The 22200-nt window shown below is 59.0% G+C and carries 17 protein-coding genes and 1 tRNA gene; 9 read left to right on the top strand and 9 right to left on the bottom strand.

The window, feature by feature from the left end:
• Positions 1-3033 carry a formate dehydrogenase-N subunit alpha gene (gene fdnG / locus FYJ44_RS06915; RefSeq protein ID WP_154510567.1) on the bottom strand — a complete coding sequence of 1011 codons (3033 nt, stop codon included), beginning with the start codon at positions 3031-3033 and terminating at the stop codon, positions 1-3.
• Between the two features lie 433 nt (positions 3034-3466).
• Here fdnG and FYJ44_RS06910 point away from each other — a divergent pair, with 433 nt between their 5' ends.
• From FYJ44_RS06910 to mobA, 3 genes are read left to right on the top strand one after another with little or no spacing between them, the layout of a single operon-like run.
• A complete protein-coding gene (locus FYJ44_RS06910) occupies positions 3467-4354 on the top strand; it encodes a formate dehydrogenase accessory protein FdhE (protein WP_154510565.1) in 888 nt (295 codons plus the stop codon).
• Complete coding sequence (locus FYJ44_RS06905; protein ID WP_154510563.1) at positions 4354-5154, top strand: formate dehydrogenase accessory sulfurtransferase FdhD; 801 nt, start codon at positions 4354-4356, stop codon at positions 5152-5154. Before FYJ44_RS06910 ends, FYJ44_RS06905 begins: the two co-directional genes overlap by 1 nt.
• Positions 5151-5789: a molybdenum cofactor guanylyltransferase gene (mobA, locus tag FYJ44_RS06900; protein WP_154510561.1), complete on the top strand. Its 639-nt coding sequence runs from the start codon at positions 5151-5153 to the stop codon at positions 5787-5789. Before FYJ44_RS06905 ends, mobA begins: the two co-directional genes overlap by 4 nt.
• Before the next feature lie 102 nt (positions 5790-5891).
• Here mobA and FYJ44_RS06895 read toward each other — a convergent pair whose 3' ends face one another.
• Entirely contained in the window at positions 5892-6761 is an 870-nt protein-coding gene (locus tag FYJ44_RS06895) for a pirin family protein (protein ID WP_154510559.1), read from the bottom strand.
• 328 nt (positions 6762-7089) lie between these two features.
• Positions 7090-8823 (bottom strand): methyl-accepting chemotaxis protein, encoded by a 1734-nt coding sequence (locus FYJ44_RS06890; RefSeq protein WP_154510557.1) that lies wholly within the window; start codon positions 8821-8823, stop codon positions 7090-7092.
• A gap of 236 nt (positions 8824-9059) precedes the next feature.
• Here FYJ44_RS06890 and FYJ44_RS06885 point away from each other — a divergent pair, with 236 nt between their 5' ends.
• The 4 genes from FYJ44_RS06885 (at position 9060) to FYJ44_RS06870 (ending at position 12522) form a co-directional block, all read left to right on the top strand.
• Positions 9060-9470 carry a M23 family metallopeptidase gene (locus FYJ44_RS06885; protein ID WP_154510665.1) on the top strand — a complete coding sequence of 137 codons (411 nt, stop codon included), beginning with the start codon at positions 9060-9062 and terminating at the stop codon, positions 9468-9470.
• A gap of 444 nt (positions 9471-9914) precedes the next feature.
• Positions 9915-10502 (top strand): pyruvoyl-dependent arginine decarboxylase, encoded by a 588-nt coding sequence (locus FYJ44_RS06880; RefSeq protein ID WP_154510555.1) that lies wholly within the window; start codon positions 9915-9917, stop codon positions 10500-10502.
• Positions 10503-10709: 207 nt separating this feature from the next.
• Positions 10710-12161, top strand: a complete 1452-nt coding sequence (locus FYJ44_RS06875) for an amino acid permease (protein ID WP_154510553.1) — start codon at positions 10710-10712, stop codon at positions 12159-12161.
• 43 nt (positions 12162-12204) lie between these two features.
• On the top strand, positions 12205-12522 hold the full coding sequence (locus tag FYJ44_RS06870) for a c-type cytochrome (RefSeq protein ID WP_154510551.1): 318 nt from the start codon (positions 12205-12207) through the stop codon (positions 12520-12522).
• Positions 12523-12658: 136 nt separating this feature from the next.
• Here the strand turns inward: FYJ44_RS06870 and FYJ44_RS06865 are convergent, their stop codons facing one another.
• On the bottom strand, positions 12659-13057 hold the full coding sequence (locus tag FYJ44_RS06865; RefSeq protein WP_154510549.1) for a helix-turn-helix domain-containing protein: 399 nt from the start codon (positions 13055-13057) through the stop codon (positions 12659-12661).
• A gap of 123 nt (positions 13058-13180) precedes the next feature.
• On the opposite strand from FYJ44_RS06865, the gene FYJ44_RS06860 reads away from it, so the two are divergent.
• Both FYJ44_RS06860 and FYJ44_RS06855 read left to right on the top strand, forming a co-directional pair.
• On the top strand, positions 13181-13420 hold the full coding sequence (locus FYJ44_RS06860) for a helix-turn-helix domain-containing protein (protein ID WP_154510547.1): 240 nt from the start codon (positions 13181-13183) through the stop codon (positions 13418-13420).
• Between the two features lie 369 nt (positions 13421-13789).
• A complete protein-coding gene (locus FYJ44_RS06855; protein WP_154510545.1) occupies positions 13790-15916 on the top strand; it encodes a KAP family P-loop NTPase fold protein in 2127 nt (708 codons plus the stop codon).
• A gap of 65 nt (positions 15917-15981) precedes the next feature.
• Here the strand turns inward: FYJ44_RS06855 and FYJ44_RS06850 are convergent.
• The 5 genes from FYJ44_RS06850 to FYJ44_RS06830 form a co-directional block, all read right to left on the bottom strand.
• Positions 15982-16058: transfer RNA gene (locus FYJ44_RS06850), tRNA-Pro, on the bottom strand.
• 57 nt (positions 16059-16115) lie between these two features.
• Positions 16116-18167, bottom strand: coding sequence for an alpha amylase C-terminal domain-containing protein (locus FYJ44_RS06845; protein WP_154510543.1), 2052 nt, complete (start codon positions 18165-18167; stop codon positions 16116-16118).
• A 122-nt stretch (positions 18168-18289) separates the two neighbouring features.
• A complete protein-coding gene (locus FYJ44_RS06840) occupies positions 18290-19192 on the bottom strand; it encodes an NAD(P)-dependent oxidoreductase (RefSeq protein ID WP_154510541.1) in 903 nt (300 codons plus the stop codon).
• 15 nt (positions 19193-19207) lie between these two features.
• Entirely contained in the window at positions 19208-20896 is a 1689-nt protein-coding gene (locus FYJ44_RS06835; RefSeq protein WP_154510539.1) for a formylglycine-generating enzyme family protein, read from the bottom strand.
• Positions 20889-22199: an ABC transporter permease gene (locus FYJ44_RS06830; RefSeq protein ID WP_154510537.1), complete on the bottom strand. Its 1311-nt coding sequence runs from the start codon at positions 22197-22199 to the stop codon at positions 20889-20891. The genes FYJ44_RS06835 and FYJ44_RS06830 overlap by 8 nt, the downstream gene beginning before the upstream one ends.
• Between the last annotated feature and the right edge of the window lies 1 nt (position 22200).

Genomic DNA, 22200 nt, shown 5'->3' with positions numbered 1-22200 from the left:
CTAGCCCGCCTTCTTTTCAATGTTGACCATAAAGGCCTTGCTTTCCGGAATGCCCGTGTTCGGGTCGCCCACCATGGCGGTGAGCAGGTTGGCGGCGTCGCCGCCGTCTTCCGGAACCAGCCAGCCGAAATGCCAGGACGTGCCGATGACGTGCACGGTCTTGCCGTTGGCGGTATACGGCTTCAGGCGCGGCGTAACCATGGCCACGCATTCAATCCGCCCGCGCCGGCTGCTCAGCACGACCTTGTCGCCGTTCTTGATGCCCTTGGCCTTGGCCAGCACCGGGTCCATCTCCGCGAAGTTCTGCGGTTCGGCCTCGGTGAGCCAGGGCACGCGACGGGTCATCAGGCCGGTCTGCCAGTGTTCGGTCACCCGGTAGGTGGTGCCGATATAGGGGTAGCGGGCGTCATTCACGGCAAGCTGCTCGCCCGGAGCCTTGTAATAGACCGGGCTGCGCGCCTGCGACGAGAAGTCGTGCCCGTCGAAGGGGGATTCCGCCGGTTCGTAGTATTCGGGGAAAGGCCCGTCGGCGCAGCCCGGCCCGTAAATGGCGCCGAAGCCGTCCTTTTGCATGATGAAGGGATGCTTGGCTCCCGGACCGCCGCCGCCGTCCACGATGTCGCCCACCCAGGCCTTGCCGTCCCAGGCGATGACCGCCTTGTCCGGATTCCAGGGGCGGCCGTTTTTGTCCACCGAGGCGCGGTTGTAGATGATGCGGCGGTTGGCGGGCCAGGCGAAGGACCAGTTGGGGAACAGGCCGATGCGGGCCTGGGCCTCCGTCTGGCTGTGCTCCTGCCGGGCCATCATATTGCCCTTCTGGGTCCACGCGCCGGAATGCAGCCAGTTGCCGCTGGCGGTGGAACCGTCGGCCTGAAGCACCACGAAGTTGGGCACCTGTTCCCCGGCCTTGTATTCCTTGTCGCCGATCTTCACGTCGCGGGTGAAGTAGCCGTTCATGATTTTGGCCACTTTGGCCGGGCTGAAGGCATGACCTTCCTTCCAGCCGTCGATGTCCAGTTGCAGCACAGGCTCGGGGAAGACGCCGCCCTGTTGGTAAAGCTTGCGGATCTCTTCCATGAGTTCCAGCATGATGTCGCCGTCGGGCTTGGTTTCGCCCCAGGGTTTGGGTCCGGCGTAGCGCCACTGGATCCAGCGGCCGGAATTGCTTACCGAGCCTTCCTTCTCAATGGAGACGGCACAGGGCAGCAGAAAGACCTCGGTCTTGATCTGGCTCGGGTCCATGCCGGGACCGCGCCAGAACGAGCCGGTCTCATTGTCGAAAAGGTTGACGTTGACCAGCCAGTCCAGTTTGGTCATGGCCTGGCGGTGTTTGTTGGAGTTGGGTCCGGAGCAGGCCGGATTCATGCCCCAGGCGAACAGGCCTTTGACCTCGCCCTCGCCCATCTTATGAAAGATGGACTGCCAGTAGTAGTCCAGCAGGGACTTGCCCGCGTCCACGCGCGGCAGCAGGGCGTAGCCCTCTTCGGGCGAAAGCGCCGGGAAGAAGGATTTGATCAGACTGGCCATGTACTTGGGCCGGTTCTGCCACCAGTTCACGCTCATGGGGTCGGCGGACTTGGGCGTGGCGGCGTTGTAGTCCGCCAGTCCGGCCTGGGCGCTGGTGGGTCCGGGCAGATAACCGGGGAAACTGGAGGAGAGCAGGCCGTGGTCCGTGGAACCCTGCACGTTGGATTCGCCACGCAGGGCGTTGACGCCGCCGCCGGACACGCCGATGTTGCCCAGCAGCAGCTGGACCATGGACATGGTGCGGATGTTCTGCACGCCGTAAGTGTGCTGGGTCCAGCCCATGGCGTAAAGGATGGTGCCTGCCTTGTCGGGCCTGCCGGTGGCGGCAAAGGCCTTGTAGACGGTTTCCAGATCCTCGGCCGGGGTGCCCGTGGCCTTGGCCACGGCGGCGACAGTGTAGCGTTTGTAATGCTCGCGCAGCAGGTTGAGCACGCAACGCGGATTCTTGAAGCTGGTGTCGCGCACGGGCACGCCTTTGTCGTCCAGCTCAAAGGCCCAGGCTTTTTTGTCGTACGCGCCTTTGTCGGCGTCAAAACCCGCAAACAGGCCGTTTTTGAAGCCGTAGTTCTTGTTCACCACCAGAGGGGCGTTGGTGTAGTCACGCACGTATTCCTCGAAATAAAGCTTGTTGTCGAGGATATACTTGATCATCCCGCCCAGAAAGGCGATGTCCGAGCCGGGGCGCAGGCCCACATGGTGGTGGCACTGGCCCGAAGTGCGCGTAAAGCGCGGGTCCACATGGATGAGCGTGGCGCCCCTGTCTTTGGCGCGCAACACCCATTTAAAGGAAATGGGATGGTTTTCAGCGGCATTGCTGCCCATGATCAACACACAATCACTATTGGCCAGATCGTTCCAGTGATTGGTCATCGCGCCGCGTCCGAAAGACTCTGCCAGAGCCTTAACAGTGGAGCTGTGTCAGAGACGCGCCTGGTGCTCGATATACACCAGGCCCAAAGCGCGCTGCATGGCCTGCAAGGCCCAGCATTCCTCATTGTCCAGAGCGGCGGAACCCAGTGAGGCGATGGCCTCGGTACGGTTGACCACCTGACCGGCCGCGTTTTTCTCCGTAAAAGTGGCGTCGCGGGTGGCCTTGACGCGCTTGGCGATCTCCGGCAGAGCCCAGCTCCATTCCACTTCTTTCCATTCCGTGGCGCCGGGAGCGCGGTACAGCGGTTTTTTGGGGCGGTCCTTGTTGGAGGCCAACTGGAAGGTGGACGCGCCCTTGGCGCACAGGCTGCCATCATTGATGGGATGGTCGGGATTGCCTTCCACGTTGATGGCCTTGCCCGGACCGTCGGGATGGCCTTCGGCGCTGGTGCTGACCAGCAGGCCGCAACCAACGGCGCAATAGCAACAGACCGAGGTGGTCTGTTTGGTCCATTTCAGCTTGGCGTCCTGCGCCGCCGCGGTCACAGGAGTCAGGCTGACGCCCAGACCGCTGAAAGCCAGAGCGGCGGTGGCGCCCGCGCCAAGCTTTATAAAGCCTCTGCGCGAAAATTGCATATGCTCTTCTCCTTGATAAGGGAATCAGATACCGGCTATTCTTTCTTTTATTATGCTTTAAAGAACATAATAAAAAGCTTCTCCACAAATTCTTTACGCTACTGCCGTATGCCTGTCGCCGTTCCGAACTTTTTCATTCCGGCATCCGAACGGCTGCTTCCAGCTTCTCCGCTGCGTTTAGATTAACCGTATCCGGGCCATGCTTCCATGTCAATATAGTGAAAAAATATTCATGATTGCTTTTGCACGCCGTTTTTTTGTAACTTTCAGCTGTATTTCGACGGCATCCGGGGCCGGGGTTTTCAAATGTGTAAAGCTGCGCCTGAAATTTCCCCGGCGGTTGCGCGGTTCCGGCTTCTGTCGTATAGCGTATCACCCCGAACGGGGACAGCCTGAAACATTAACCTGGCGCCGAGCGCCCATGGAAACAGATATGAGCACGCTTTTTTCCCTTGCCGACGCCACCCTTGCCCGCCGTCTGGAACGCCTTGCCGCTCTGGCCTGGCTGCCCGGGACATTGCTGGATATCGTGGGGGGAACTCTGCGTCTGCAACGGGCGGCTTTCCAGAGTCTGAGCCGTCCGGATACGAGCGGCCTTTGCCCCGCCGCGCCGGAGGCGCACGCGCAGGGCGCGCCCTTGCTCGCATCCGCTGACTTTCCGTATGATCCCGACCTGGCCCGGCCGCTCTGGGGTCAACTTTGTGACCTGCTGGCGTCGGCCGGGGGCAACCCGGCGGAAGCCGTGTCGGCCTTGCGCCGGGAAGTGGCGACGGATGAGGAACTGCCCGCCAGGGCATACGCGGCTTTCACCCATGAGGACGAAGCCTTTTTCACCGGCTGGGCCGCGCGCCTGCCTCAGGCTCCGGCTCTGATCCATTTTTTGGCCCAGGCGGCGCTGACCCCGCAACTGGCCGCCGTGACCGAGACCCTGTCCGCCGGGCACGATGAGCAGCGTGTCTGGGAGCACGGGCATTGCCCGCACTGCGGCCGTCCGCCCTTCATGGGCGAATTGCGCGGCAGGGAAGGGCAGCGTTGGCACACGTGTTCGTTCTGCGGCGCAAGTTACAGGGCGGCCCGGCTGCAATGCCCCTTCTGTCTGGAGCGCGGGGAAGAGCGGTTGCGGATGTTCACCATCGACAGCCTCCCTTTTTTTGAGGTGCGCGTCTGCAAGACCTGCCGCTGCTATATCAAGCTGGCCGACCTGCGCGAACAGGCCGAGGCCTTGCCCGCCGCCCTGAATGACCTGGCCTCTCTGCCGCTGGACATGCTGGCCCGCCAGGAAGGCTACAGCCGTCCGACGCCGTCGGCCTGGGGCTTCTGATGGATGCGGCGCAAGACGGATTTTCGCCCGGCCCGGCTCCTTTGCATCTGTCCGCTCGGCGTTTCCGGCGCGGCCGCTGGGAGGATCTGCCCGAAGTGGCCGCCCGCGAGGAGGCCGTGCGCGTGCTCCATGCCGGGGGAAGCAGCAGCCTCTGGGCCTGGCCGCATGATCTGGAAGATCTGGCGCTGGGACACGTGTTGCTGGATTGCGCACCACGGGCGGGAGATGAGCCCGGCGATGCGCCCGTGCCGTTGTGGACGGGGCGGGTGGAGCGCCTGGACGCGCCCGCGGGTCGGCACTGCCTGCGGGTAAGCTTTGCCGGAGAGAACGAGCCGGGTTGCGGTCTGTCCAGGCCGCACAGACCGGATGCGGCCTCTACCGCGCCACGCTTGAGCGCCGCCGCGCTGCTGGCGCGGATGGCGGAATTTTTCGCCGCGCCGGGACTCTGGGACGGCACGGGCTCTTTCCACCGCGCGGCCCTCTTCCACCCGGAGCACGGGCTGCTGCGAGTGGCCGAAGACATCGGCCGCCACAACTGTCTGGACCGGCTGGCCGGATTTTGCGCCCGGCAGGGCCGTGAGCCCGCCGCGCACGCGCTGTTCATCTCCGCCAGGATCACCGGCAGCCTGTACGCCAAGGCCCGGCGGGCGGGCTTCACGTTGCTGGCCAGCCGTGGCGCGGTGACCAGCGCGGCCCTGACGGCGGCCAGGGCGCAAGGCGTAAGCCTGGTGGGTTTCTGCCGCCCCGCCGAGGAGCGCCTGACCGTATTCTGCGATGAGCTGGGACGGGTGACGGCATGAATCCGGAACGCGATGGGCAAACGCCCGGAAACGATGTGGCCGGCGTGGTGCTGGCGGGCGGCCTTTCCTCGCGCTTGGGGCAGGAAAAGGCCCTCTTGCGCGTGCACGGCCAGGAACATCCTGATTTGCTGCGCCGCACGCACAATCTGTTGACCGCGCTCCTGCCCCGCTGCTGGGTAGCCTGCCGCCCGGACCGGCCGCGTCCGGGATATGACTGCATTTTTGACCAGGTGGAAGGCCTGGGGCCGTTCAGCGGAGTGCACGCGGCTCTGCGCGCGGCAGCGGAGCGGGGTTTTGCCGCCGTGCTGGCCCTGTCCTGCGATCTGCCCTTTATGGACGAGGCCACGTTGCGCCGTTTGCTGACCGCGCGCGAAACAGCGCCCGCCGGTCGCCTGCTGACGACCTTCTGCCAGCGCGAGACGGGCTTTATCGAGGCGCTCACGGCTGTGTACGAAGTGGCGGCGCTGCCCCTGTTCGACGCGGCTCTGGCCCACGGCGAGCGCAAGCTCAGCCGCATCATTCCCCAGGAACGGCAGGAGCGTATTTTCTACAGCCAGACGGAAGCCCTGCCGTTTTTCAACATCAATTATCCCGCCGACCTGGAACTGGTGCGCCGCCTGCTGGCCGCGCTTTAAGGCCGCCCGCATTGACGCCGAACATTGCGTAACAGAAGGCCGACGCAAGGATGCTCTGTCATCCTTGCGTCGGCCTGTTTTCCTTGCGTCGGGAGCAGTTGTTTAGGCGTCCATCCCCACCGGGGCTTTGTTGGCGTGTTTGATAAAGGTGTCGTCTTCCAGCTCCTGGAAGGCTTCACGCAGTTCTTCCTCACTGTTCATGACGATGGGACCGCCCCAGGCCACGGCTTCGTGCAGGGGTTCGCCGGACACCAGCACCAGACGCGCGCCCTGCGGTCCGCCGGTCAGGGCCACGGCGTCGCCTTCGGTAAAGAGGTAGGCGTGCTTGGCCGAAAGCATGTCGTTGTTTTCCGTCAGGGCGCAACTGCCTTCCACCAGATAGGCAAAGACCGTGTGCGAGGGCTTGGTTTCCACTGTCCAAGTGTGCCCCGGCTTGAGGGTTACGTCCAGAAAACGCACATCCACGTAATCGCCTCTGACGGCCCCTTCCACATCCTTGTACCGTCCGGTCACCACAGCCACAGCGGCCGCGTCTTCTTCCACCCTGGGCACCATGTCCACGGTGATATCGCGGTATTTGGGTTCCACCATCTTGTTTTTACGGGGCAGATTGATCCAGAGTTGCAGCCCCAGAATCCTGTCGCTGGCCTGCGGCATTTCCTGGTGCAGAATGCCGCTGCCGGCGGTCATCCACTGGCAACAGCCGTCCTTGATTTTACCAGCATTGCCCAGACTGTCCATATGGTCGATTTCACCCTGCATCAGATAGGTGAACGTCTCAATGCCCCGGTGCGGGTGCATGGGAAAACCCTTGATGTAGTCGGCCGGATTGCGGGAATCAAAAGCGTCCAGCATCAGAAAAGGATCAAAGTTTTTTACTGTGGGGGAACCCAGAACGCGGACCAGATGCACTCCGGCGCCGTCAATGGTGGAATGGCCGGTAACCGCGTCTTTAATCGTGCGGAATTTCATGGCTGCTCCTTTTTCCGTCCGTCCCATGTGCGGCATGGCGGGCGGAAACTCATATATGTATAACCGGATCGGGCTGCCGTCAGGCGGCTTTTCCGGCGAAAAACGAACCGCCTTGCGGAGCCGGGTAAGCGGGTGTTCCGCTTTTCCGACGGCGGCAGCGCGGCTGCCGCCAGGGCGACTCTATCAGAGAGGATATAATTCCAAAAAATAACCTGTCCAGAGGGGAACATGCGGAACGTCCGGCGGCGTTTGCCGGGCAGCGGCGGACGCAAAAAACCTCCCCGGCCAGTGGCCGGAGAGGTTGCAAAACTGTCCGGGACGGCAGAGATCAGCTCTTGAGTCTGTCCATCAATTGGCGGATTTCGCTCATCTGGCCGTTGAGCTGTTTGGCGGCGTTGTTGGCGTCGGCAATGGTCATGGCCACATCCTTAAGGGTGTTGTCCACCGCTTCCACGGTTTCGTTGATCTGCGCCGTGGAGGCGGACTGCTGTTCGGAGGCAGTGGCGATGGCCCGCACCATGTCGGTGGAAAGGGTCGTGATTTCCACGATATCCCTGAGCCGGTCGCCCGAGGTGTGGGCCAGGCCGGTCACTTCCTCAATGCTGGTCACGGCGCGGTCCACATGTTCCATGTTGCGGCGGGTGCTCTGCTGGATGTTTTCAATGGCGGCGCCCACTTCCGTGGTGGCGCTCATGGTTTTTTCAGCCAGTTTGCGCACCTCGTCGGCCACAACCGCGAAACCGCGTCCGGCGTCGCCCGCGCGGGCCGCTTCAATGGCCGCGTTGAGCGCCAGCAGATTGGTCTGGTCGGCGATATCGGAAATCACGGTCATGATCCGGTTGATGCTCTGGGCCTCATCGCTCAGCTTTTCCATGTCCGCGCGCAGATCCATGGAATTTTTCTGCACCTGGCTGATGGAGGAAACCACCTGTTCCACGATATTCTGACCGTCCGTGGCCGTATTGCGCATATTGTCGGAATTGGCGGCGGCGTCGCCCGCATTTTTGGAAATATCCAGCACGGCCATGTTCATCTGCTCCATGGCCGTGAGCGTGTCATGCATGCGTCCGGCTGTTTCCGCCGTGGCCGTGTCGGTTTTCACCAGTACGCTGACCAGCTGCTCACAGGCCGCATTGGCCGCTTCCAGCAGGTCCAGAACAGATACGGCCACGCTCCGCATGATTTCGCTGTTGCGTTTGATGGCCTCCTGCTGCTCAAATGTTGTGGTGTTGTCCAGCAGGATCAGCACGACATTGGACAGTTCCCCCCTGTTGTCCGGCATGGGTTTGGTGAAGATTTCAGCGTGCATGGCCTTGCCCGTTTTTCTGTCAATGACGACGGAGGAAGAGCCGCCTTCCCCGCTTTCCAGGCAGCGGGTGACGGAGGTGGCGCGCGTGCCGTCATTGTAGAAAAAGGCGCCGGAGGCCATGCCCACGCTGTTTTCCATGTCGTCCGCATGATCAAAGGTCTCCAGCATGGGAGCATTGGCGAAGACCAGTTTATTCTCCATGTCGAACACGGCGCAGGGCACGGGCAGGGCGGTCAGCACCCCGCGCGAGAAGGCGAGCTGGCTTTCCAGCTTGTCCAGCATGGCGTCGAGGGCCGTGGCCAGGGTGCCGATTTCATTTTGTGAATGCGTTTCGATACGTGAGCTGTAGTCGCCGGACATGACTTTTTGGGCAAAGTGGGAAAGCTGCCCCAGCGGACGGCAGATGCCCCTGCGGGCATATATGGCGGAAGCAAGGCTGAACAGCAGAGTCAGGCCCGGAGCCACTCTGCGGTCGGCCGCGCGGGGCGTTTTGCCGGCGCGCTCGTCCACAATGCCGAAATAGACCGTTTCATAGCGGCTGTCGCCGGTGGCGGCGTATTGTCGGACATTACTGGTGAGCTGTTTGGAAGACTCCATCAGCTCGCCGGCAAGCTGCACGGCCACTTCCTTGTTGCGCGCGAGTTCCAGATTATTTTGAATGGCTTGGTAAAGCTCATAGACAAAATAGCCCACAACACATGTCAGGACAATGATCGCTGCGTTGATTGCGGATGAAGCCTTGCTGATGCTCATGTTCATTGCTCCTGAGATGCGAATGAATTTTTCGGAAAAGCAGTCCACATGCCAGCTTGATCGCCAGAAAGTTCAAAAGTGTTAGAGTAAAACATCCCTTACTAGAAATTATTTTTACGAATTTTCGGAAGCGTCAGGCGGATTGCCCGTGTCCTGCCACTAAAGGGCTTGACGCGCAAGGCCCGGACAGACAAAAAAGTGCTGTTGATCTGTCAGAGAGGTTGAATGTGGAAAATATGATCCTCAAGGTTCTCGGCGCGGCTCTGTTATGCATGCCGCTTATGGCGGGCGTCTGCCGCGCGGCGGAGGAGAGCGTGACGCCGCAGGGCCAGGCAAGCGAGAATAAGGAAGACACGACGCCGGGCACGTCTCCTGTGGCGGAAACAGGCAAGCTGCCGCCCCTGGCGGCAATGATCACCTCGCCCTTCGGCCTGCGGCGCATGCCCGGCTGGCTGAGTCGGCGCGGCATGGTGATGCGCGAGCATTCCGGCCTGGATATTCGCGCCAGGCTGGGCTGGCCGGTGGTGGCTTTTGAAGGCGGCCCGGTCATCCGGGGCCGCAACGGACGGCCCGCGCGCATGGGCGACCTCAAAGCCCTGGAAAATTACAGCCCGCCGTCCCTTCCCGCCTGGGGCCAGGGGCAATAGGGCTTTCTGCCATTGAAAGCGACGGGGCGCGCTGCCCGGATTTTCTGTAAAATTCACGCCGCAACCTGTCACCCCGCGATCCCGCCCCCATTCTTCTCATCCTCCCGTTCCGTCCTTCTCCTCTGCCGTTTTTCACCGTACGGTCCGTGCCCCGCCGCGGGCGCGATATCGTGTGCCAAATGGTGAAAATCGTTTTTCTGGCCCGTTCATTGCATAACCTCTTAGCGTTTGACCGGCTGAGCCGGGCAAAGGGCTTATGTTGAACAGGTTGAAAAAGGCGGATTCGCGCTCACATTCCCGCAAAATAGCGCTGTGAGCCGCCGCGAACCGCTTTACGCCGATCAGAGAGACCGTTTTACGCAACCTGTTGTTCTGTTTAATTGTTTTACAGGTGGCAATTATTTTTACAGTCGCCTGCCTAGACCAAACAAGAAGGATTCAATCATGACTACTCTTGGCACGAGATACCCCACTCTGGCTTTCATTTCTGGCGGCGTTGGCGAAGCGGAAGATGGTATCCCGCCGCAGCCCTTTGAAACTTTCTGCTATGATTCCGCATTATTGCAGGCAAAAATTGAAAACTTCAACGTCATCCCCTATACCTCCGTGCTTCCCAAGGAACTTTACGGCAACATCCTGCCCGTGGAGAAAGTGGAAAAGGACTTCAAGCACGGCGCCGTGCTGGAAGTGATCATGGCCGCCAACGGCGCCCGTATCGAGGAGCATCGCGCCATCGCCACGGGCCTCGGCATCTGCTGGGGCAAAAGGGACGGCAAGCTCATCGGCGGCTGGGCGGCTGAATACGTGGAGTACTTCCCCACCTGGATTGACGACGACATCGCCAAAGCCCATGCCGAAATGTGGCTGAATAAATCCCTCAACCATGAACTGTCGCTGCGCGGCGTTGAAAAGCACAGCGAATTCCAGTTCTGGCACAATCATCTGAATCTTACCAAGCCCTACGGCTACTGCCTGACGGTCATGGGCTTCCTCAATTTTGAATTTGCCGATCCCGTTGTGGTGAAAAACTAGTCAAACCGCTCCGGCCTGTCCGTGAGCCATTGCGCGCCCGGCCCGCGACGGAACCTGTCTGCGTGGGCCGGGCGTCTGTTTTTTACGGGCCTGCGCCGCCCGGAGGCGCGGCCCCGGTTTGAAATTTCGCGGATCTCCGCAATGAATCGTTTCTGTGAAGCCGCGCCGTCATGTGGCGGCGAGGTTTAAAATATAAAGGATAGAGCAATGGCGCAAAGCACAACCAAAAAACTCGGGGTCGTGGCGCTGGCCAGCGTGGTGGTCAGCTCCATGGTCGGCGGCGGCATTTACAGCCTGCCGCAGAACATGGCCGCCTCGGCTTCCGTGGGCGCGGTACTCATCGCCTGGGTGATTACGGGCTTGGGCATGTATTTTCTGGCCAATTCTTTCCGCATTCTTTCGGACATCCGCCCGGATCTCAAGGCGGGCATCTATATGTACGGGCGGGAGGGCTTCGGCCCCTTTGTGGGCTTTCTCATCGCCTGGGGCTACTGGCTCTGCCAGATATTCGGCAATGTGGGCTACGCCGTCATCACCATGGACGCCCTGAACTACTTTTTCCCGCCGTATTTCCAGGGCGGCAACACCATCCAGTCCATCATCGGTGGTTCCATCCTGATCTGGATGTTCAACTTCGTCGTGCTGCGCGGCACGCAGCAGGCCGCCATCATCAATACCATCGGCACCATCGGCAAGCTGATCCCGCTGTTCATCTTCGTCATTGTGCTGGCCTTTGTGTTCAATATCGACAAATTTGACTTTGACTTCTTCGGCAAGCTGGCCGTGGACAACGGTCACCACCTCGGCGGTCTGGGCGCGCAGGTCAAGAGCACCATGCTGGTGACGCTCTGGGCCTTTATCGGCATTGAGGGCGCGGTGGTGCTGTCCGACAAGGCCAAAACGCCGAGCGATGTGGGCAAGGCCACGGTCATGGGCTTTTTGGGCTGCCTGGTGGTCTATATTCTGCTTTCCGTGCTGCCGTACGGCTTCATGACCCAGGCGGAGCTTTCCGCCGTGCCCACGCCGTCCACAGCCGGCGTGCTGGAACGCGTGGTGGGCCCGTGGGGCAGCTGGCTCATGAACGTGGGCCTGATTATCGCCGTGCTGGCCAGTTGGCTGGCCTGGACCCTGATCACCGCTGAAATGCCTTTGGCGGCGGCCAAGAACGGCACCTTTCCCCGCCAGTTCAGCAGGGAGAACGCCGCCGGAGCGCCGTCCGTGTCCCTGTGGGTCACCAGCCTGCTGATGCAGCTGGCGCTCTTTATGGTGTACTTTTCCAACAACGCCTGGAGCATGATGCTGAGCATCACCGGCGTCATGGTGCTGCCCGCCTATCTGATTTCCACGCTCTTTCTCTGGAAGACCTGCGAGGACGGGCAATATCCCCAGAAGGCCCCGGTGGGGCGGGCGGCCGCCCTGGCCTGCGCGGCTCTGGGCACGCTGTACGGTTTCTGGCTGATCTACGCCGCCGGGCTGCATTATCTGCTGATGTCCATGGTGCTGATCGCACTGGGCGTTCCCGTGTACATCTGGAGCCGCAAGCAGCATCCCGACCAGGCGCCGCTGTTCAAGACCTATGAGAAGGTCATTCTGGTACTGCTGGTGCTGGCGGCTCTGGCCGCGATCTACCTGTTCGCGCGCGGCATTATCACGCTGTAACCTCTTTCGGAAACAGAGACGTTCCCACAAGGAGTGCATATATATGTTGAAAAAATGGAAACAGATCGGCGGATTCGCCATGGCGGCCTTTTTGTTCGTGGCCGTGCAGTCCCAGGCCGCCCAGGAAGACAGGGCGGCACAGGGGCAGAAACTGTACGACGATCTCTGCGCCATCTGCCATACGGAAAAACCCGCCAAGATGATGGGGCAGCCTGTGGACGGCCTGGTGGCCAAGATGGAAAAAGTGAAAGGCCTGACCCCGCCGCCCAATGACAAGGTGGCGGAAATGCAGGAGGCGCTGAAGCCGCTTTCCGGCCAGGACATGAAGGATATCGCCGTTTACCTGAACGGACTGAAATAACCGGTTGATCACAACACTATAAAACAGCCCGGAAGACGCGCACATGCCGCGGTTTTCCGGGCTGTTCGCATCCGGCGGGGCAGGTATTTGGGCAAGATGGGACCGCGCGGCGGGGGTATCCGGATCAGGTTGAGGATCACGCCTGCGTGGACGGGGACAGGAAGCGTTCGCCTTCCGCAACCGCGATGCGCCGGACCAGTTCATCCGCCAGCGCGCGGGAGGACAGGCGTTGCAGGGCCTCCCGGTCTTTTTGGCGTTCCCGTGTGATGTCTTCATCCTCGTAGACGTCGGGCGCATGCCTACGGATGCGGCACGGACCGACGCCGGTCAAAATCCATTCCGGGTTGACGTTAGCCACGCGCAGCAGAGTGAGCAGCCATTCCGCCGGGATCGTGCCTAAACGCTTGGCGTTGGTCACGGTAGAGCGTCGGATGCCCAGATACGCGGCAAGCTCCATCTGGCTGTGCGTGCCTGTGATCTGCTGGATGCGCTCAAGCTGTTCGGTGAATGGAGATGCGCTTTCTATGAATTTCATGGTGCTACTACCGGATAATGTTCATGAACTGGCAAAATCAAAAAGAGGGAGCAAATTTATATAAATGCATTTATCCTTTTTTGGGATATTTTTCAACATGCCATAGCGTCATCCTAAAAAGGGATGATCGTGAAGTCTATTTTTAGCAAGAAATATACTGTATTTTTAGATGTGCTGATCCAAGCGCGAAAAAGCCAATGCCTCAGTCAACAGGTTATCGCAACCCGTTTAGGTAAGCCGCAGTCTTTTATATCAAAATATGAAAACGGCGAGCGGCGGCTGGATGTTATAGAATTTTTTGCGATTGCCAAGGCGCTGGAAAAAGATCCTGTCCAGTTGCTGAAAGAGTGTGGTCTGCTTTAACTCAATTGATAGGTGAGTAACATTTTAAGAGCACGCTTCCTTGCAGCACTTGAAAAACGAAAAATGCAGGGACTCAACTACGTCCGTTAGAACGCTGCTCTTATTCCCCCCAAAGTTGTTTTATTCGGAGCTATCATCCCGGCAATTACATGCTGGCTGGCAAATGCCAAAAAAAGAAACCCAGTAAAGTGCCGGGCATGTTCACACAAATGTTATCCAAATGTTATCCAGCGGTGTGGACGCTGCCAACGGAAGTAGTGAAATAAATTTATGCGGGCTTAACCCAGATGTCAAGACACCATCGGCTCGTCTTGGAAAAGCTATGAGGTTATACGGGTAAGAAACAATAGCTATAGTAAGGGAAGTTGTATGAAATTGAGCCCGGATATACCATTATGCTCTCCTGAGCAAGACGAATTCGGATATTCCACTTTATCTTCATTTATTGCGGATTCAATCATAAGCACAGAAAATCCTAATGGGATAGTGATTTCAATAAATGCCCCTTGGGGCTATGGTAAGTCATCATTGATGAACTTTATTAGCTATTATATCTCTGAACGATCGCCAGAAATACATATAGTAAATTTTAATCCTTGGTGGTTTAGTAGCAGAGAAAATTTAGTAAATCAATTTTTTGCAGAATTTGGAGCACAGATAAAGAGAAATCCAAAACTTAAAAAAATTACTTCTGCTATTGGAGAATATGCTGGAGTATTAGGTCAAGCTGCAGCAATTGGTTCTGGTTATCCTATTATAACTCCGATTGCTAATTTTTTTGGGAAAGGCATAAAAAGTATACTTAAAAAAGATGTGCAAAGGTTAAAAAACGACTTAGCCAGTGACTTAAAAAAATCTGGTAATAAATTTGTTTTCTTCATTGATGATATCGATAGGCTTACTCCAGAAGAAATAAAAGAATTGTTTAAGATAGTTAAAGTATTGGCTGATTTTCCAAACGTTATTTATATCTTATCATTTGATATGGATATAGTATGTGAAGCTATTAATTTGTCTTATGGAATAGATGGAAAAGCATACCTTGAGAAGATTATTCAAGCCTCGTTTAGTCTTCCCAAAATAGATAAGCTCCGCCTTAGAAGAACCCTTTTTTCAAAACTATGGGTGATTGGAGGAGAGTCCGGGTTTAAAGAAAATATTTGGCATGAAGTCATGAATGTTTATTTTTCGGGATTAGATTCTTTAATAAGAAATCCTAGAGATATCATAAGAGTAACTAATGCCTTGAACGTGACTTACCCACCGGTAAAGTCAGAAATTTTTTCACCTGACTTTGTTGCGATAGAATTTATAAGAATATTTTGCCCTAAATTATACACAACAATTAAGAGTAACAAGAAATACTTTGCTGGTCCTAATGATGAAAGACATACTGATAGAGAAGAATTAATTAAATTTCATAATGCTTGGCTAGAAAATATTGATGAAGTTAATCGTAATGATATTAAGACGATAGTGCAAATACTATTCCCGAAATTGAATAACATTTTTGGCAATACAATTCATGGATCAAATTGGGTTTCACAATGGCGAAAAGAACGTAGAATATGCAGCGATGAATGTTTTGATATTTATTTCAATTTCACAATTGATAGTGACTTTGTTAGCAAAACAGAGCTTGAAATCTTCAAAGAATCTGCAAATGAAGAAAGCTCTATCATTGGAATTCTAGAAAGTTCTACAGAAATATACAGACTTGATGGAACAAATAAAGTTCAGGAGTATATTTCAAAAATTAGGGACATTGCTGCTGAGATTGATGAAGGCAGAGCGTCAAATATTATCAAAGCTATTTTTAACTGCGGCAATAAACTACTTACAACAGTTCCTGAAACAAGAGTTTCTTTATCATCTTTACCATTTCGTTGGTATATTGATTATACCATTGAAGATTTGCTCGAAAAGATACCAGAAGACTTGCGTGGAGCGTTCCTTATTGATTGCACAAAATCAAGCAGTTCATTGACCCTGTTGGTCGAAGTTATCAGATTCGCAGAAAGAGTAAAAGAGGAGCCTGATAAAAGGGGGCACTCTTCATACAATGCCATTTCGGATGCAGATTTAGCCATTGCCAAAGACTCTTTATGTGAACGACTAGCAAGCTCAACTTTGGAAGAATTACTTTCCTTACCCAATCTTGATATGGTCTTATTTTGTTGGGGAGAATGGGCCGATAATGAGACTGTCAACAACAAAATTCGACCCATTCTTGAAAATGAACTCAGCGCCATTAAATTTCTTGCAACCTATTTTTATTTCTCACAAACCTTTAGCTTTGGTGACGCGCTCGCTCGCTCGCAGGCTTATCTAAATTCAAGGAGTATTCAGAAATATATTAACGTTGGGGCGTTGGAAGAAAAATTGAAATCTTTTCCTCATGAAAGCCTTTCCCGTAAACAGCTGCTTGTTGTTGATACTTTTTTAAAAGACGTTGAAGCTCGAAGAAATGATACTTCCGATGATAGTGAGGCGTGAACGGGGCCAGAACCCCATAACGGAAAAAGGGTTTATGAGAATTTCTCATAAACCCTTGTAATCTCTGGTCGGGATGAAAGGATTTGAACCTTCGACCCCTTGAACCCCATTCAAGTGCGCTCCCAGACTGCGCTACATCCCGACGCGAAGAAGATAACTACGCGGCATAGGCGTTTCTGTCAAGAATTTTTCCGTCTTTTTAATCTTCGCGCCGCAGCACCAGGGCCACCAGCGGCGGCAGGTAGAGGGTCACGTCCTGTTCATAGCGGTCCGGCAACGGCCTGGTGAAGTGCTCCAGCGGCGGGCACGCAACGCTCAGGTTGCCGTGCCCGGCAAAGCGCGTTTCATCGGAGGAGAGCAGTTCCACATACTTGCCAGGCGTCACGGTAAAGGTCAGGTTTTGTCTGGCCTCCAGTTCATGAAAGTTGAAGGCAAAGAGCAGGCGTCCCCGCTCAAAGGCCAGCAGGCGTTGGTCCTCATGGATGAAGCGGAACAGCGGGGCCTGTTGGAAATCCTCCGCATGCGCGGCCACCAGACCGCACAACTGGGCCTTGTCCCAGGCGGCCAGACCGGCGTACTTGAGGTCGGGCCGGTCCGCCAGATGCCACTGGCGGTGGGCATGGGCCTCGGCGTCCAGCCATTCCGGGTGCCCGAATTCATTGCCCATGAAGTTGAGATAGCCCGCGTCCGCCGTGGTCAGGGTTATCAGCCGCATCAGACGGTAAAATGCCAGGCCGCGCGAAACATTCCAGTTCTCCTTGCCCACAGCCATATAATGATACATGTCGTCGCCCATCAGCCGCCAGATCATGGCGTCGTCGCCGTTGATGCACTGATCGTGGCACTCCACATAGCTGACGGTGCGGTCATAGGGGCGGTGGTTGGTCATCTCATACCACAGGCTGCCCATGTCGCGCGGGGCTTCGATGCATTTTTCCCAGTAATCGGGAATGCCCATGGCAAAGCGGTAATCAAAGCCCAGACCGCCTTCATGCGGCGGGCAGGTCAGGCCGGGCATGCCGGAAAACTCCTCGGCAATGGTCGCGGCCTGGGGCCGCAGCTCGTGGGTCAGGGCGTTCGCCAGGCAGAGGTAGAGTTCACCGTTCTCATCCGCGCGCGGTTCGCCGTTCTTGCCGTAAAAGCAGCGCCCCACGTGCGAAAAATCATCGTCAACGCCGTGATCGTGGTAGAGCATGTTGCCCACCGCATCAAAGCGGAAGCCGTCCACGCGGAATTCCTCCAGCCAGTAGCGGCAGTTGGAGAGCAGAAAGCGCCGCGCCATTTCCTGACTGTAGTCAAAGGAGGGCGTGCCCCACTGATTGAATTTCTCGCTGAAAAAGTAGCGGCTGCCGTCGTAGCGGGCCAGGCCCTGCTCCGTATTGGGGCAGGCGTGGCCGTGGGTGATGTCCAGAATCACGGACAGGCCCAGGCCGTGGGCCTCGTCCACCAGCGCCTTGAACTGGTCCGGCGTGCCGTAGCGCGAACTGGGCGCGAAATAGCTGCTGACCTGATAGCCGAAGGAGCGGTACAGGGGGTGCTCCAGAATGCCCATGAGCTGCACGGCGGTGTAGCCGTCGGCCTTGATCCGGGGTAGGATGGAGCGGCTGAATTCCTCATAGCTGCCCACGCTTTCGCCGTGATGGGTCAGGGAGGATTGCGCCATGCCCACGTGAGCCTCATAAATGCGCGGGAAGACCGGCGCGCCGGGGCGGCGGTGGCGGAAGCGGTAGGGCTGCTCGGGAGCCCAAAGCCGCGCGCACCACTGGGTGGGCACGGCCTTGTCTTGTTCCACCCACTGGGCGAAGGCGGGAACGCGGCGCAACGGCGGCGCGCCCAGGCGGCATTCGTCCGGGTCCGAACCGTCCGGGGCCACGGGGAGCTGAACGCGCAGTTCCACGTAGTCGCCGTGCGCCAGGGCATCCGGCGGCAGGATCAGCTCAAGGATGCCGTCTTCCTTGCGCCGGAAGCGATGGCTGGCATGGCGCTGAAAGTTCAGCTTGTCCGTGGTCAGCCAGACGGCTCCGGCCTGGGGCATGTATTCGCGCCAGCGCCAGCAGTCCACGCCCCTGGCGTTTCTGACGCGGTGCGGGCCCAGGCTGGTATGCAAATTGGCATAGGCGCGCAACGAGCCGTATTGTGCGGTGATGCGCCGCATTTCTTCCGTAAAGCGGCGGCTGCGGCGCAACAGGAAGTCCCGATAGGGCTCCAGGGCCGGATCTTCCAGCGGATTCCGAGGCGGGGAAAAGGGCATGACGGCCTCACAAGGTGTCTGTCTGCGTTGTTACAGCCCGACAGCAACAGGGCTCAGGCGCGGCATGCTCGTCCCGGCCGACGGTTCAGAATGGAACACCGCCGACCGGGCGCGGAATACTGTTACTCGTGTTTACGCCATTCCTTGCCGGAAAGCGTGGCCAGACACTGGATCAGGGCCTGCGTGCCCTGGCGGCCGCGGCCCTGGGCCTGCATCATGCGGTAGAATTCCTCGGCCAGGGTCACGCCCGGCAGCACCAGATGCAGGCGGCGGCATTCTTCCAGGCAGAGGCCCAGATCCTTGATGAAATGATCAATAAAGAAACCGGGCGCGTAGTCGGTCTTGAGCAGGCGGCGGCCCAGTGTGCCCATGGCCGTGCTGCCCGCCGCGCCGGGCACAACCAGCTCCAGCCATTGGGCCACGTCCAGGCCCGCTTCCTGCGCGAAAAGCAGGGATTCGCACACGCTGAACATCACCCCGGCCACAGCCACCTGATTGGCCAGCTTGGCCTGCTGGCCGGAACCGGCCGGGCCGCAGTGCAGCAGGCGTTGGCCCATCTTGGCGAGGCAGGGTTCGGCGCGCTCAAAAGCCGCTTTGTCGCCGCCCACGAAGATGGAAAGACGGGCTTCCCGCGCGCCCACGTCGCCGCCGGTTACGGGCGCGTCCAGCGCGGCGCAGCCTTGGGCGGACGCGGCCTCGGCGATGCGCCGGGCCAGGGCGGGGCTGGAGGTGGTCATATCGCAGACGATGCCGCCCTTGGCCAGACCGCGCAACGCACCGTTCTCGCCCAGCATGACTTCTTCCACATCCTTGGGAAAGCCCACTATGGAAAAGACGATATCAGAGGCGGCGGCTACGGCACGCGGGCTTTCGGCCCATTGCGCGCCTTTGGCGAGCAGGGCGTCGGCCTTGGCCTTGGTGCGGCTGTAGACGGTCAGCGGCCAGCCTGCCGCCAGCAAATGCCCGGCCATGGACGAACCCATGACGCCGGTGCCGATCCAGCCGATACGCAGTTTTTCCGCCATTTTCAGACTCCTTTGCTACTGGAAGCGACGCTCCAGAATTTCTTTTTGCATGGCCTCGCGCGGCAGCGGCTTGTTTTTGCGGAACAAATCCACATGACGGCGGAACAGGGCCAAGTTGCGGCGCATGTTCTCGTTGAAAGGATCGTCGCCGCTGAAATCCTTGCCGAGCGATTCCTCGGCGGCGGCCAGGGCGTCCTGCGCCAGTTGCGTGCCGTCGTCCACCTTGCTGCGGTAGAAGGTCAGGGACTTGTCCAGGCTGGTGTCCAGCATGGCAAGACCTCTACGGGCAGTATCCATGATCTGGCGCAGTTTTTCAAGGGTTTGTCCCTTGGCGGTTTTGACGTCGCGCTCCATGCTCTGCAATTGGCTTTGCAGGCTGTTGCGGCGGCTGGCGTAATTGCGGATGGTTTCAATCATGTAGACGCCGGTGCGCAGTAGGGACTGGGCCTCCAGCTGTTTTTGCCGCTCCAGCATGATGTTGTTGTCTTTGATGGTGTCGCGCAGCTTTTGCAGATTGTTTTTTACCGCCGGATCCCGGGCCATGACCAGCATACGGTCCAGCTCTTCCAAAGGATTGCGGGCGGCCTGCATGCTTGGGGCCATGCTTTCACCGGCCTTGTTCCATTCCGCCAGCAACTCCTCGGGGCGGCCGCCGCCGGGCGTGTTGATGCCGGAGATCACCGGCCTGAAGCCAAGATCACGGGCATGGGCCGGGCCGTCGGCCAGGAAAAAGGGCGTTTCCTCACGGCGGCCGGGCAGAATTTCCGCGTCGCCGGAGAGAAAGGAGCCGCCCTTGCGCACAAAACCCCCGGCGGAACCGTGCAGGCGTCCGGCCAGGGAAAAGCGAAAGCTGTCCAGCACCATTTCCGCCGCATTGCCGGCCGTGTCATAGAGGCCCAGGGGATTGGGCTTGCGCGAGCCGATGCGGGCCGCGTTTTCCGGGATATGGGCCGCGCCTTCGGGGCGGTACACGGCGTAGTCGTTTTTGCTTGCTCCTTGCGGCAGGGCGAAGAAATCCTCCTGCAGCAATTGCTGGCTGCCCGCCGTCTGGCCGCCGCGCGCGGCATATTCCCATTCGGTTTCCGTGGGCAGGCGCACAAAGCCCACGTTGCGGCTGTCCCCGGCGAAGCGGGGCAGGGCGTCGGGCGCGTTTTTCAGCAGCCAGGCCGTATAGCGGCGGGTGAAGTCCACGGCGTCGTACCAGCTCACGTCGGTCACGGGCCGGGCCGCGTCGGCCGCAAGATTCCGGCTGTCCGGGCAGGATGCGTCCATAATGGCCCGCCATTGCAGGTTACTGACCTCGTATTTGGCGATGAGGTAGTAATAATTCCGCCCCTGCGGAGCCGCCTTGCGCCAGGCGGCGGGCAGGTCATCCAGCGCGAAGGGACCGGACAGGGCCGCGTTATAGCGCCGGTCGTAGAACGCCCGCCCGGCGTTGGCGCTGTCGTCCAGGCCGGGGCGCACGGGCATGTCCCAGAGAAAACCCTTGGCCGGTACGGCCACCAGCTTGAAAACCATACTCAGGCCGCAAGGCATGGGCAGCGTGATATCGTCGTCCGCAGGCTGGGGATTGCAGGCATCGGCCGGATTGACGCTGTCCTTGCGGGCCAGGGCCGCCTCTGCGGGGCGAACGCCGCAAAAAATCAGGCCCAGCGCCAGGATACACAGGCAGAAGAGGCGAAGACGGGACTTCAACTCAGACATCACGGATCACCTCCGAAGGTTCCACGCGCGCGGCGCGCAGGGCGGGCCCCAGGGCGGCCAGCAGGGAAAGCCCGGCCACCAGGGCGAAAGCCAGCAGAAAATGCTCGGGCGGCAGGCGGCAGACCTGTTCCATGCCGTTGAGGCCGGTGGAAAAAAGACTGTTGATGACCGCCGCGGCCACGGCGTAAACGGCGGCGGCCACGGCCGTGCCCAGCACGGCGGTGAGCAGGGTCTGGGCCAGGGGAAAGAGCATCAGCGCGCCTGTGGCGAAGCCCGTAAGCCGCAACAGGCCCAGAATGCGCTCCTTGCGTTTGACCCCGGCCAAGGCGCTGCTGGCTGTGGAGGCCAGAAAACCGGCGGCCGCCGCCGCGCAGATCAGACCGAAGATCAGATTCAGGGCCCGGGACAGGGTGGTGACCTGCTCGATTTCTTCGGCGTGGGTGTAGACGGCCAGATTCTGTCGGGCGAAGCCCTGGCGCAGCGTGCCGACCGCCTCCAGATCACGGGCATACAGGCGGAAGCCGGGATAGACGCGCGGGCCTTCGGGCCGGGGTTCTCCGGTCCATTCCCCGGACCGGCCGTTCAGCGCGTCCATCTCGGGCACGGCGCGTCCGTCGCGGTAGTCCTCGGCGGCTTCCAGCAGGGGCAGGGGCACATAGGCCACGTCCTTCTGCTGGGCGGGCAGGGGCAGGACGGCTGCTACCCGCAGGCTCACGCGGGCGCTCTGCACCCGCCCCTGATAACGGCGCTCCACACGCCCCAGCAGCAAGTCGCCCCGGCGCGCTCCCAGTTTTTCGGCGGCTGTGGCGGAAAGGGTCACGCCGACGGGCGCAAGGGGCGGCGAGCCGTTTTCATCAGCCCCGTTCGCCTTGTCCGCCATATCCGGAGCAGGAGGCATGGCCGGAACAGTCGCGTGATAGCGGGCCAGCAGGGGATCGCCCGGAGCCGTTGGCTCCAGGGAGGCCACCAGGGTTTTCCGCGCCGTTCCTTCGCCCCGGCTGAGGTCCATGGTGGCGGCAATGGAACGGGTGCGCGGCAGCACAAAGCTTACGTCCGGGTGCGCGGCCAGCCGGGCCAGATATTCGCCTGTATAACGCCCGCTGGTCACGGGCGAGATTTCCAGGTTGCGGGGGTCTTCGCGCAGGCGGTCCGTGAGGGTCTGGACCACGCCGAATTTGACCCCGTAGAGCACCAGCAGGGGCGTGAGCACGGCGGCCAGGCCCAGCACGGCGCAGGCCGAGAGCAGGCCCTCGTGGGCGTAATCCTTGAGCGCCAGCAGGCAGGCGCGCGCCACGGTCCGCATA

The organism is Desulfovibrio porci, assembly GCF_009696265.1.
In the GTDB taxonomy this organism is placed as follows: domain Bacteria; phylum Desulfobacterota; class Desulfovibrionia; order Desulfovibrionales; family Desulfovibrionaceae; genus Desulfovibrio; species Desulfovibrio porci.
The sequence above is the reverse complement of the archived record's forward strand: the minus strand, read 5'-3'. Positions and strand labels throughout refer to the sequence as shown.